This window comes from Streptomyces sp. NPDC100445 (assembly GCF_044759735.1).
GTDB lineage: Bacteria > Actinomycetota > Actinomycetes > Streptomycetales > Streptomycetaceae > Streptomyces.
This window is the reverse complement of record NZ_JBIVZV010000006.1, coordinates 42,535-54,152: the sequence shown is the minus strand read 5'-3', so window position 1 is coordinate 54,152 and position 11,618 is coordinate 42,535. Positions and strand designations below refer to the sequence as shown.

The following is an 11,618-nucleotide window of genomic DNA, read 5'->3' as shown; positions in this document are numbered from 1 at the left end:
TCTACGGGGCCGAGGGGTCCTGCGGTCCCCGTCCCGACAGCACCTCCCCGTACGCCTGCATCAGATCGGGCAGCCGCAGCGTCGCCAGGTCCTTGCGGGACAGGTCACCCGGGCAGACGGACAACCGCAGGTCCCGGTAGGCGCAGCTCTTCTCGTACAGCGTCCGCAGGAAGCGGCCGTTGCCCAGCTCGTCGATCCACCCCTGGCCCACGACGTGCCCGGCGACGGACCGCAGCTCCTCCAGCGCCTCCTCGTCCCACAGGTCCCCGTTCTCCGCCGCCAGCACCTTGCCGATCTCGGTGAGTTCCTGCGGCCGGTAGGAGGGGAAGTCCACGCGGGTGGTGAAGCGGGAGGAGAGCCCGGGGTTGGCGGCGAGCAGGCGGTCCATCCCCTCGGGGTAGCCGGCCAGGATCACCACCAGGTGGTCCCGGTTGTCCTCGGCCCGCTTCAGCAGCACCTGGAGCGCCTCGTCGCCGTACGCGTCCCCCTTGCCGTAGCCCGAGTTGGACAGCGAGTACGCCTCGTCCACGAACAGCACCCCGCCGATCGCGGAGTCGATCAGCTCGTTGGCCTTCACGGCCGTCTGCCCGAGGTACTCGCCGACCAGGTCGGCGCGCTGGGCCTCCACCAGGTGGTCGCCGCCGAGCAGGCCGAGGGCGTAGAAGACGCGGCCCAGGATGCGCGCGACGGTGGTCTTGCCCGTACCGGACGGGCCGGAGAAGACGAAGTGCCGTTTCGGCGGCTGTACCGGCAGACCCTGCCCGGCCCGCAGCCGGGCCATGTTCAGCTGCGCCGACAACGCTTTGACCTGGCGTTTCACGGGTTCCAACCCGACCATGCGCTCCAGTTCGGCGAGCGCCTCCTCGAGTAACGCGGGGTCGGTCGGACCGGCCGGCACCGGCGGGGCGGACACCCCGCTCCTCACCCGCACCGCGGGGTCGGACACCGACGGCAGCGGCCCGGTCGGCAGGTCGGGCTCCGGCAGCCGCAGATCCCGGCCCTCCGCGCCGAACAGCGGGTCGAAGCCGTCCGGCCCGTCCACCGTGTCCAGCCCCGCGCCGGTCAGGGTGATCGCGGCGAGGTCGGACGTGTCGTCGTACCCGTCGCCCTCGGCGATCGCGGCGAGCCGGGCGGAGGTGTCCATGAAGGCGGGATCGGCCCGGTGCACCGCCCGGTACAGGGGGAGGGCGGCGGCGCTGCGGCCGGTGCCCTCGTGGGCGCGTGCCAGCCAGTACCGCAGCTCCTTGCGCTGCGGCTGTTCGCTGCGGCAGCGCATCAGCGCCGCCGACAGCAGCGGCTCGGCCTGGCCGTACATCTCCAGCCGGACCCGGGCCATGCCGCCGAACAGGCCGGCCTCGATGCCGAGCAGGGTGTCGTCCAGCAGCGGGTCGGTGTGCCGTATCAGCTGCTCCCAGTCCTTGACCAGGTAGGAGCGGCAGGCGTGCAGGAAGCGGACCTGCGCGTCGGTGTCGACCGGGGGCAGCCCGGCGAGAGCCCGGTCCAGCTCGGGCACGTGCCGTCCGTCCAGCCAGTGGGAGGCGTGCGCCAGCAGCAGGTCGCGCGGGCTCTCCAGCACCGGCTGCACCCACCAGCCCAGCCAGTACCAGGAGTTCAGGGACCGACGGTGCCGGGTGCGCTGTTCCCCGAAACGCTCGCGGTGGCGGAACATGCGCAGCAGCGCCGTCGTCGTGTCCACCCGGAGCGCGTGCAGTCCCAGCCAGGCGTCGGCCATGCCCGGGTCCATCCGCACCGCGGTGCGGAACTCCTCCTCCGCCTGTGGGTAGGCGCCCATCGTGTAGGCGTCCACGCCCCGCAGCCAGGCGAGGTCGGCCGGGGCCTCGGGGCCCCGCGTGCCGAAGTCCATCACGTCCCCCCACAGACCGTGCCCCCGTGGTTCACCACCGGGCGGACGCCCGACGGCCGCCGCGGTCGAACCGCCGGGCCGCGGGCCGGAGTTGCAGGTGCGCCAGGCAGACGCGAAGGTCGCACCGAAGGCATCGTACCCGCGTCGTGACCTCGCGCCGTAGGGTGCCGCACCAGCCGTCGTACGAGGTGGGAGTGGACGGGGCGCACACGATGCCGTGACCGACGGTGATCGGATCGGTGCGCGGGGCGCCCGGCGAGACGGGCCGCGGGCAGAACGAAGCCCCCGGTCACGGGGGAACAACCGGGGGCTTCGCGTCGACGGGCGGCCACCGCCGGCCGCACATTGAGAACGTAAGACCTGTACGGCCCAGGGGTCAAGCAGAGTTGGGCCACTCGCGGAACTTGTCCGGCCGGCGTCTTCACGACTTCACCACATCGCGGACGGTCCGTCACACTCAGTCACCTAGAGGTCCGTCGTGCGGGCCGCGCCGGGTCCCGGCAGCACCTCGTACTCCTCCCGGATCCGCAGCACCAGGAGATCGGCATGGGGGCGTGAGGGGTCGGCGGCGAAATGCGCGCGCTCCGCCGCGACCCAGCCGTCCCAGAACTCCCCCTGCTCCGGACCGTCCCGCAGCCGGCCGCGCCGCCAGGCCTCCGCCGCCGGCACCTCCATCCACAGCAGCCGCGCCAGGTGCGGGCGCAGCGCCCGGCGGCCGGCGCCGACACCCTCGATCAGGACCACGGGCGCGGGCGGCAGCGGGCACGGGGCGCCGAAGGCGCGGGCCCGCCAGTCGTAGGGGGTGAGGTGCGCGTCCTCGCCGCGGCCGAAGGGCTCGACGACCTGGGCCGTGAACCGGTCCGCCCAGTCGAAGAGCCGCTCGTGGCTGGCGATGTCGTCGAGGTGCAGCACCGGGGCGCCGCCCAGCGCCTGGGCCAGCCGCGCGGCGAAGGTGGACTTGCCGGAGCCGGCGTGGCCGTCGACGCCGATCAGCCGGACCGGGCCGAGGGACGGGGGGAGCCCGCGCAGCCGGGCGGCGAGGTCGTGAATGGCGTTTCCCGGGGTGTGGTGCGGTGCGGGAGGTTTTCCGCGAAACAGTGTAGTCGCGTCTTGAACCATCGGCTGCCGGCCAGTCAATGACACCGATAAACGTTGCGAATCCCCTGACCGATATGTCGAATTCGGCGTTTCGGGTGTGCCCGACGCTGAGTAAGGTGCCTCCTGCGCAACGTGATGCGAGACGTACGGGGACCGGCAGGGGGGACATGGCCGCGGAGTTATTCGAGGGGCACTACGTATGGCATCCGGCGGCCGACGACCGGGTCCTGGCGAGCGTATGTGTCGACGTGCGCGCCGGACGATATCGATACGCGCACGAGGCACTCGCCGAGACGCGGTCCGACTTCGCCCTGCGGGCCCACCGCTCGCTGGTGCTCGCCTCCGAGGCGGCCGGCACCGACCTGGTCGAGCGATGGCTCGACGAGGAGCCGACACCCGAGGCGGCACTGATGTGGGCCCGGGTGGCGGTGCAGCGCGCCCTGCGGGCCGCCGACGCGCGCGACGACCGTGCCGAACGGCTGGAGCGCATAGCGCTGACCGCCTGCGACCGCGCCGCCGCCGAAGCCCCCCAGGACCCCACCCCCTGGGTGGCCAGGCTCTCCATGGCCCGGCTGCACCGGCTGCGCGACCCGGCCCCGCAGGGCCTGCTCACCGCGCCGCCCGGCCCCTGGCGACTGTTCGCCCACATCCTGTCCCTCGACCCCTGGAACCGGGAGGCGCACCACCGCTTCCTGTCCTTCTTCTTCACCCGCCACGGCGGCTCGGTCAACGCGGCCTGGGACGTGGCCGCCTTCCTCAGCCAGCGGGCACCCGTCGACTCCGCGCTCCGGCTGCTGCCCCTGGTGGCCCTCGTGGAGAGCTACAACCCGACCCGGCTGCTCGCCGACCGGATCTGGGAGGAGCCCCAGTGGCGCTCCACCGCGCTCGCGGTCTACCAGAACTGGCTGCCCGCGCTGGCCGGCTACCGCTTCACCCCGGTGCTCGACCTGGCCTACCTCGCGCACGCGCTGGTGATGGCCCAGTGCGAGTTCGAGGCCCGGGCGGTGTTCACCGCCATGGGTCCGTACGCCTCGCGCATGCCGTGGAGCGCCTTCGGTGACCCCGCCGAGCAGCTCTCCCGGGCCCGGCGCGTCTGCGGCCTGCCCGTCCCCGCACCCGCCTGACCCCGACCGCACACCGCACCGCCCGCACCACCCGCCCGTCCCCCTTCGTCCCCCTGCCCCATCGAGAGAAAGGCCGATCTGTGTCGGAACGGATGTCGACTCCCCGGGCGCGGACGCGCGCGGCGGACTCCGTCGTGCTCGACGACGACGCGACCCTGCACGCGATGGGTTATCCGCGAAAACTCACCCGGCGCTTCCAGGCGTTCGACAATTTCGCGATCTCCTTCACCATCATCAATATCCTCTCGGGTATCTTCTCGTCCTTCGGATTCGGTATGAACGCGGGCGGGCCGCGTATTCTCGTGTTCGGCTGGATCGGTGTCTCCGTCATGGTGCTGCTCATCGGCGCGGCCATGGCGGAAGTCGCCTCGGCCTTCCCGACGAGCGGCGCCCTCTATTTCTCGGCCGGAAAACTCGCCAAGCGGCACAAGGGCGCTTGGTCCTGGTTCACGGGCTGGCTGAACTTCGTGGGCCAGATCGGCGGCACCGCCGCCACCGGCTATGCCGCCGCCACCTTCATCCAGGTCTTCGTGCAGCTTCAGTGGCCCTCCTACCAGCCGACGACGCACCAGACGGTGCTGATCACGGCCCTCGTGATCGTCCTCCAAGGGCTGGCGAACACCTACACCGTGCAGCTCGTCGCCCTGCTGAACCGCATTTCCGTGTGGTGGCTCCTGATCGGACTCGTGGTGATCGTGGGCGCACTCATCGTGATGCCCGATCAACACCGGTCCGCGTCCTTCGTGACGCATTTCGAGAACAACACCGGCTTCACGAGCGGACTTTACGGCGGCATGCTCGGTCTGCTGGTCACCAGTTGGACCTTCACGGGCTTCGACGGCAGCTTCCACATGTCCGAGGAAACGGTCCGCGCCACGGTGAGCGCCCCCAAGGGGATCACCCGCGCCATCGCCTTTTCCGCGATCACCGGCCTGGTTCTGATGCTGGCACTGGTCTACAGCATCGGCGACTACGCCGAGGTGGCCGGTTCGGCCGCGCCTCCCGTCCAGATCCTCATCGACGGCCTCGGTCTCGGCGCCGCCAAGCTCATGCTCCTCATCGTCATCGGCGCCATGCTCTTCTGCGGCCTCGCCAACCTCACCAGCAACACCCGGCAGATCTTCGCCTTCTCCCGGGACGGCGCCATGCCCGGCTCCCGCTGGTGGCACTCGGTCTCGCCGCGCACCCGCACGCCCGTGAAGGCCGTCTGGTTCGCGGTGGCCTGCTCGCTGGCCCTGGTGGTGCCGGGCTGGTGGTCGCACACCGCGTTCACCGCGATCGTCAGCGTCAACGTGGTCGGGCTGTTCCTCGCCTACGCCGTACCGATCTTCCTGCGGCTGCGGCTCGGGGACGCCTTCCGGCCCGGGCCCTGGCACCTGGGCCGCTGGGGCCGGCCGATCGGCTGGCTCGCGGTCGTCTGGATCCTGCTCAGCAGCGTCCTGTTCATGCTGCCGCAGGCCTCGCCGATCACCGTCGACTCCTTCAACTACGCGCCGATCGCGCTCGCCGTCGTCCTGCTGGTGGCCACGGTGTGGTGGTTCGCCACCGCCCGCCGCCGCTTCCAGGGCCCGGTCAGCTACGGCCGCCCCGACGAGGTCGCCGCGATGGACCTGGTCTGACCGGCCGGACGAACGGCCCCGGCGCCCCGCGGACCGCGCGCCGGGGCCGTTCCGTACCCGTCATGACCCCTTTCGGCGGACCAGACCAATATTCGTGCCGCGGCATGCGCGCAAGTGCTGGCAGGGCGATCCGCCCTGCTCCATAGTTGGCGCACAACCGTGCACCGGACCAGCCCACTCGGACACCTGGGGGTCGTCGCGCCCATGAGCCAAGCCCAACAGCCGTCCCGCAGAACCGTCCTGGCCGCCGCCGTCGCCGCGGCGGTGACCGGCACCGCGGCCCCCGCGGTCGCCGCGCCGCGCGCCGCCACCGCGCCCGGCCGGACGCAGCCCCGCCCGATCGACTACCGCGCCTGGACCACGTACGCCGACTGGCGCTCCGGCACCGCCGAGGGCACCCGGCCCTTCTCCGGCCGGCGCCCCGGCCTGGCGATCGGCGTCCCCGCCGGCCGCACCGACTACACCGACCCGCACACCGGCACCACCGCCACCTGGGAGTACGGCACGTGGACCTCCCCGGTCCACCGTCTCCCCACGCCCGCGACCGAGGCCGTCGTCTCGTGGAACGCGCACACCCCCGAGGGCACCTGGCTCCAGGCCGAACTCCGGGGCACGTACTCCGACGGCACCGACACGCCCTGGTACGTGATGGGGCGGTGGGCCTCCGGCGACCAGGACATCAAGCGGACCTCGGTGGACGACCAGAGCGACGGCAGGAGCAGTGTCTGGACCGACACCTTCGCCGTCGACGACCCGGGCACCGGCCTGCGCCTGGCCTCGTACCGGCTGCGGCTCACCCTCTACCGTCGGCCCGGCACCTCCCTCACCCCGACCGTCCGGCGGTTCGGCGCGATGGGCTCCGACATCCCCGACCGCTTCACCGTCCCGGCCTCCACTCCCGGCCTCGCCCAGGAGCTGGCCGTCCCGCGCTACTCGCAGGAGATCCACCAGGGGCAGTACCCGGAGTACGACAACGGTGGCGAGGCCTGGTGCAGTCCGACCTCCTCGCAGATGATCATCGAGTACTGGGGCGGCCGGCTCACCGCGGAGCAGCTGTCCTGGGTGGATCCGTCCTACGCCGACCCGCAGGTCGACCACGCGGCCCGCTCCACCTACGACCACCAGTACCAGGGCTGCGGCAACTGGCCCTTCAACGCCGCCTACGCCGCCACCTTCACGGGCGTCCAGGGCGTGGTCACCCGGCTCGCCTCCCTCACCGACCTGGAGACGCTGATCGCCGCCGGCATCCCGGCCATCACGTCCCAGTCGTTCCTCAAGACCGAGCTGACCGGAGCCGGTTACGGCACCTCGGGCCACCTGATGACGGTGATCGGCTTCACGGCCGAGGGCGACGTGATCGCCAACGACCCGGCCTCCCCGGACGACGAGGCGGTCCGACGGGTCTACCGGCGCCGGGAGTTCGAGAACATCTGGCTGCGCACCAAGCGGTACAACGCCTCCGGGAAGGTCGTCTCCGGCTCCGGAGGGGTCTGCTACCTGTACTTCCCGGCCCATCCGACCGCGCACCAGCGCAGCGCCCTGGCGGCGGTGGGCGTGCACTGATCCGTGTGACCAAGTTCATGGCCGTGCGTACCGGCGCGGGTGGCATGGTTGATGCGGGACGGGGAAGTCCCGCCCCTCACGTCCGACCTCTGCGAGTACTCATATGACCGCATACCCGGCCACCGCCCCCCGCGCCGCCACCGGCGGCCCCAAGGAAGACGGCCCGAAGATCGTCGAGCAGGTGATGGGCTGGGTCCTCGTCGTGGTGTTCGCGATGCTCGTGACCCAGCTCGGCCTGCTCTGAGCGACCGGTCCCACGCCCGGCATGTTCTGACATACTGCGGGAGTCCCGCCGGCCGCCTAGACCAGGGTCGACCTTGAACATGCCGCAGCAGCGTGCCGTCACCCCGGTGCGCGGCACCGAGCGCTCCGCGACGCGTCGCGCCGAACTCATCGCCATCGGGCGGAAGCTGTTCGCCGACACGTCCTACGACGCGCTGTCCATGGACGACATCGCCCGGCAGGCGCGCGTCGCCAAGGGGCTCATCTACTACTACTTCCGCTCCAAGCGCGGCTATTACCTGGCGATCGTCCAGGACTCCGTCGCCGCCCTCGTCACCTCCGCGGCCGGCGGCGCCCGGCTGCCGGCCACGGACCGCGTGCACCGCACCGTCGACGGCTACCTGCGCTACGCCGAGAGCCATCAGGCCGCCTACCGCACCATCGTCAGCGGCGGCGTCGGCTCCGACACCGAGGTGCACGCGATCCGGGACGGCGTGCGCGAGGTCATCGTCACCACCATCGCCGAAGGCGCCTACGGCCGCGGCGACATCCCCGCCGTGGCCCGGATGGGCCTGCTCGGCTGGGTGTGCAGCGTGGAGGGCGCCACCCTGGAGTGGATCGACCGCCCCGGGCTGCCCCGGGACACGATGCGCGAACTGCTGGTGCGGACGCTCGGCGGGACCCTGCGCGCCATCGAGGAACTGGACCCCGCCTGCCCGGCCCCGCCGGCCGCCCGCCGGGACGGCTGACCCCGGGCGGCGCCGGGGAACGGAACGGGAGCGGGGGCTCGTGGTCCCCCGCTCCCGACTCCCCCCGGTGAGGGGCTAGTTGATGGCCTTGATCAGCTCACCGTTGGCGGTGTCGCCGCTCAGCTCCCAGAAGAAGGTGCCGCCGAGCCCCTGCTGGTTCTTGTACGTCATCTTCGTGCCGATGGTCGACGGGGTGTCGTAACTCCACCAGGCGCTGCCGCACTTGGCGTACGCGGTGCCGGCCACCGTGCCGGTCGCGGGGCACTTGGTCTTGAGCACCTTGTAGTCGTCGATGCCCTGCTCGTACGTCCCGGCCGCCGGGCCCGTGGCCGTACCGCCGGGCGCCGCCTGGGTGACCCCGGTCCAGCCGCGCCCGTAGAAGCCGATGCCGAGCAGCAGCTTGGCGGCCGGGATGCCGAGGCCCCGGAGCTTGGCGATGGTCGCCGAGGTGTTGTAGTCGGCCTTCGGGATGCCGGAGTAGGAGGTCAGCGGGGAGTGCGGGGCGGTCGGGCCCTTCGCGTCCCAGGCGCCGAAGTAGTCGTACGTCATCGGGTTGTACCAGTCGACGTACTGGGCGGCGCCGGCGTAGTCCGCGGCGTCGATCTTGCCGCCGCTGGTGGCGTCCGCGGTGATCGCGGCGGTGACCAGGCCGCTGGAGCCGAACTTCGACCGCAGGGCGGCCATCACGTTGCGGAACGCGTCCCGGCCACTGGCGTCGCAGGTGTTGCCGCAGGCGTTCGGGTACTCCCAGTCGATGTCGATGCCGTCGAAGACCCCCGACCACTTGGAGTTCTTCACCAGGTCGTAGCAGGACTGGGCGAAGGCGGCCGGGTTCTTCGCGGCCTCCCCGAACCCGTTGGACCAGGTCCAGCCGCCGAAGGACCACAGCACCTTCAGACCCGGATGCTTCTTCTTCAGCTTCAGCAACTGGTTGAAGTTGCCGCGCAGCGGCTGGTCCCACGTGTCGGCGACGCCGTCGACGGACTCTGCGGCGGTGTAGGCGCGGTCGGTGGCCGCGTAGGAGTCGCCCATCGCGCACTTGCCGCCGGTGACGTTGCCGAAGGCGTAGTTGATGTGGGTGAGCTTCGCCGCGGAGCCGGAGGTCTCGACGTTCTTGACGTAGTACTTGCGGTCGTACGTGCCCCATTCGGTGAAGTAACCGACGACCTTGGAGCCGGCCGTGGCCTGCGGTGCGGCCGGGGTCGCCGCGGTCGCCGTGCCCGAGCCGGCCAGCAGTCCGGCGCCCAGGGCGGCGGTACACGCGGCCGAGACGAGGGCCCGCAGGGCGGACCGGTGGGGAGTGTGCATCGGGTGTCTCCTCGTGGGGGAAGAGGGGATCGCGCGCCGATTGGCATGAACGCGGTAAAGCGTTGGTCATGCACAGTAGGAGGACTAGACCAGTCCGGTCAATGGTTCGGACCAATTTCCGCCCCGGCGTGACCCCCGGGTAGCGCTCCGAAGTAAGCGGTCGTTAACTGGTGACGGGAGGTCGCCGATCGGGCATACTCACAGCGCATGCCGCTGGTCAGCAGCTTCCGAGACCCGGGAGCGGGCCCCCACCGGCAGGCGTGACGAACAGGCGGAGCCGCCCCCACCCCCGGGCCGGACCGCCGGTGCCCGAACAGGGAGGAGCCCGACGCCATGTCCGACCGCGACCCGCAGCCGGTGGAGCGTCAACTGCCCACGGACGAGGCGAGGGATCTGCTCGCCCTCGTCCGGGACATCGCCCGGCGTGAGATCGCCCCGCAGGCCGCCGAGGAGGAGGACGCGGGCCGCTTCCCGCGCGAGGTCTTCACCCTGCTCTCCGAGTCCGGCCTGCTCGGCCTGCCGTACGCCGCCGAGCACGGCGGCGGTGACCAGCCGTACGAGGTCTACCTCCAGGTCCTGGAGGAGCTCGCCGCGGCCCGCCTCACCGTCGGCCTCGGCGTCAGCGTCCACACCCTCGCCTCCTACGCCCTCGCCGCGTACGGCGCCAAGCAACAGCAGGTCGAGCACCTGCCGACGATGCTCGGCGGCGGCCTCCTGGGCGCCTACTGCCTCTCCGAGCCGTCCTCCGGCTCCGACGCGGCCTCCCTGCGCACCAGGGCCGTCCGGGACGGCGACGACTGGGTGATCGACGGCACCAAGGCCTGGATCACGCACGGCGGGATCGCCGACTTCTACACCGTGATGGCCCGCACCGGCGAGGACGGCCCGCGCGGCATCACCGCCTTCCTCGTGCCCGGCGACGCCCCCGGCCTGAGCGGCGCCGCCCCCGAGAAGAAGATGGGCATGAAGGGCTCGCCCACCGCCCAGGTCCACTTCGACGGCGTCCGGGTCCCCGACGAGCGGCGGATCGGCGAGGAGGGACAGGGCTTCGCCATCGCCCTGGCCGCCCTCGACTCCGGCCGCCTCGGCATCGCGGCCTGCGCGATCGGCCTCGCCCAGGCCGCGCTGGACGAGGCCGTCGGCTACGCCACGCAGCGCCGGCAGTTCGGCCGGCCCGTCGCCGACTTCCAGGGCCTGCGCTTCATGCTCGCCGACATGGCCACCCAGATCGAGGCCGGCCGCGCGCTCTACCTCGCCGCGGCCCGTCTGCGCGACGCGGGCCGGCCGTTCGCCAAGCAGGCCGCCATGGCCAAACTGCACTGCACGGACACGGCCATGAAGGTCACCACGGACGCCGTGCAGATCCTGGGGGGCTACGGCTACACCGCCGACTTCCCGGCCGAGCGCTACATGCGCGAGGCCAAGGTCCTCCAGATCGTGGAGGGCACCAATCAGATCCAGCGCATGGTCATCGCCCGTCACGTGGCGGGACCCGAGGGTCGCTGAACTGCCCCCGCAGGACCGTCGGCGCCGCCAGCCTGACCCACTCCGGGTCGTGGCGGCCCGGCAGGGTCCGGCCCCGGTCGGCCCAGGTCCGCAGCAGCTCACGGTAGATGGGCGGGTCCTGCGGCACCGGTGGCGGAACCGATTCCCCGGGGCGCGGGGCGAACACGCGGCGCCGGTACCCGGCCGCCGAGTCCATGAGGCTCATACCCGGGCCAACGCGGCGGCGGCCGGACAGGTCACCGCCCGGCGAATTAGAGCGTCAGTTCACCCACCCCCACCGCGCGCCGAAGCCCCTCATCGCGGCCCGGCACGGGGGGCGTCAGGCGACTTCGCTGCGCACCGGGCGGGAGCCCCGCCCCGCCGTCCACGGAAGCCGTAAGGCCGACGGCCCCGGGCACGCCGGGGCCTGCGCCACGGCCCGGCACCGGGGCGTCAGGCGACTTCGGGACGTATCGCCGGTAGGTGCATCGGGCGGGAGCCCGGCCCCGCCGTCTGCGACCTTCTTGCTCTCGGGCGGTCGCCGTACGGTCGACGGCCCCGAGTACGCCGGTGCCTGCACCATGGC

Annotated in this window: 9 protein-coding genes; 6 read left to right on the top strand and 3 right to left on the bottom strand. The window is 72.0% G+C overall.

From position 1 onward, the window contains the following. Window position 1: 1 nt before the first annotated feature. Window positions 2-1,864, bottom strand: coding sequence for an AAA family ATPase (locus ACIQVT_RS16485; protein ID WP_403753130.1), 1,863 nt, complete (start codon window positions 1,862-1,864; stop codon window positions 2-4). Between the two features lie 465 nt (window positions 1,865-2,329). Continuing rightward, window positions 2,330-2,914, bottom strand: a complete 585-nt coding sequence (locus ACIQVT_RS16480) for a uridine kinase (protein WP_403754076.1) — start codon at window positions 2,912-2,914, stop codon at window positions 2,330-2,332. A 215-nt stretch (window positions 2,915-3,129) separates the two neighbouring features. Here ACIQVT_RS16480 and ACIQVT_RS16475 point away from each other — a divergent pair, with 215 nt between their 5' ends. The 5 genes from ACIQVT_RS16475 to ACIQVT_RS16455 all read left to right on the top strand — a co-directional run bounded on the left by ACIQVT_RS16475 (window position 3,130) and on the right by ACIQVT_RS16455 (window position 8,239). Beyond that, window positions 3,130-4,086 (top strand): hypothetical protein, encoded by a 957-nt coding sequence (locus tag ACIQVT_RS16475; RefSeq protein WP_403753127.1) that lies wholly within the window; start codon window positions 3,130-3,132, stop codon window positions 4,084-4,086. Between the two features lie 80 nt (window positions 4,087-4,166). Next, entirely contained in the window at window positions 4,167-5,705 is a 1,539-nt protein-coding gene (locus ACIQVT_RS16470) for an amino acid permease (protein WP_403753124.1), read from the top strand. A gap of 204 nt (window positions 5,706-5,909) precedes the next feature. Beyond that, window positions 5,910-7,268 carry a peptidase C39 family protein gene (locus ACIQVT_RS16465; RefSeq protein WP_403753121.1) on the top strand — a complete coding sequence of 453 codons (1,359 nt, stop codon included), beginning with the start codon at window positions 5,910-5,912 and terminating at the stop codon, window positions 7,266-7,268. A 103-nt stretch (window positions 7,269-7,371) separates the two neighbouring features. After that, window positions 7,372-7,512 carry an SCO1431 family membrane protein gene (locus ACIQVT_RS16460; protein ID WP_403753118.1) on the top strand — a complete coding sequence of 47 codons (141 nt, stop codon included), beginning with the start codon at window positions 7,372-7,374 and terminating at the stop codon, window positions 7,510-7,512. Between the two features lie 79 nt (window positions 7,513-7,591). Then, a complete protein-coding gene (locus ACIQVT_RS16455) occupies window positions 7,592-8,239 on the top strand; it encodes a TetR/AcrR family transcriptional regulator (RefSeq protein WP_403753115.1) in 648 nt (215 codons plus the stop codon). A gap of 75 nt (window positions 8,240-8,314) precedes the next feature. Here ACIQVT_RS16455 and ACIQVT_RS16450 read toward each other — a convergent pair whose 3' ends face one another. Next, the gene (locus tag ACIQVT_RS16450) at window positions 8,315-9,547 is read right to left on the bottom strand and encodes a glycoside hydrolase family 18 protein (RefSeq protein WP_403753112.1); all 1,233 of its coding nucleotides are present in this window, start codon (window positions 9,545-9,547) and stop codon (window positions 8,315-8,317) included. Window positions 9,548-9,880: 333 nt separating this feature from the next. Between ACIQVT_RS16450 and ACIQVT_RS16445 the strand changes: the two genes are divergently transcribed. Then, window positions 9,881-11,053 carry an acyl-CoA dehydrogenase family protein gene (locus ACIQVT_RS16445; RefSeq protein ID WP_403753109.1) on the top strand — a complete coding sequence of 391 codons (1,173 nt, stop codon included), beginning with the start codon at window positions 9,881-9,883 and terminating at the stop codon, window positions 11,051-11,053. The last annotated feature ends 565 nt before the right edge of the window (window positions 11,054-11,618 follow it).

Bases quoted from the DNA above. Each gene is read 5' to 3' on its own strand.
- ACIQVT_RS16455 (WP_403753115.1), top strand. From the start codon at position 7,592: ATGCCGCAGCAGCGTGCCGTCACCCCGGTGCGCGGCACCGAGCGCTCC.
- ACIQVT_RS16445 (WP_403753109.1), top strand. From the start codon at position 9,881: ATGTCCGACCGCGACCCGCAGCCGGTGGAGCGTCAACTGCCCACGGAC.
- ACIQVT_RS16465 (WP_403753121.1), top strand. From the start codon at position 5,910: ATGAGCCAAGCCCAACAGCCGTCCCGCAGAACCGTCCTGGCCGCCGCC.
- ACIQVT_RS16450 (WP_403753112.1), bottom strand. From the start codon at position 9,547: ATGCACACTCCCCACCGGTCCGCCCTGCGGGCCCTCGTCTCGGCCGCG.
- ACIQVT_RS16475 (WP_403753127.1), top strand. From the start codon at position 3,130: ATGGCCGCGGAGTTATTCGAGGGGCACTACGTATGGCATCCGGCGGCC.
- ACIQVT_RS16485 (WP_403753130.1), bottom strand. From the start codon at position 1,864: ATGGACTTCGGCACGCGGGGCCCCGAGGCCCCGGCCGACCTCGCCTGG.
- ACIQVT_RS16460 (WP_403753118.1), top strand. From the start codon at position 7,372: ATGACCGCATACCCGGCCACCGCCCCCCGCGCCGCCACCGGCGGCCCC.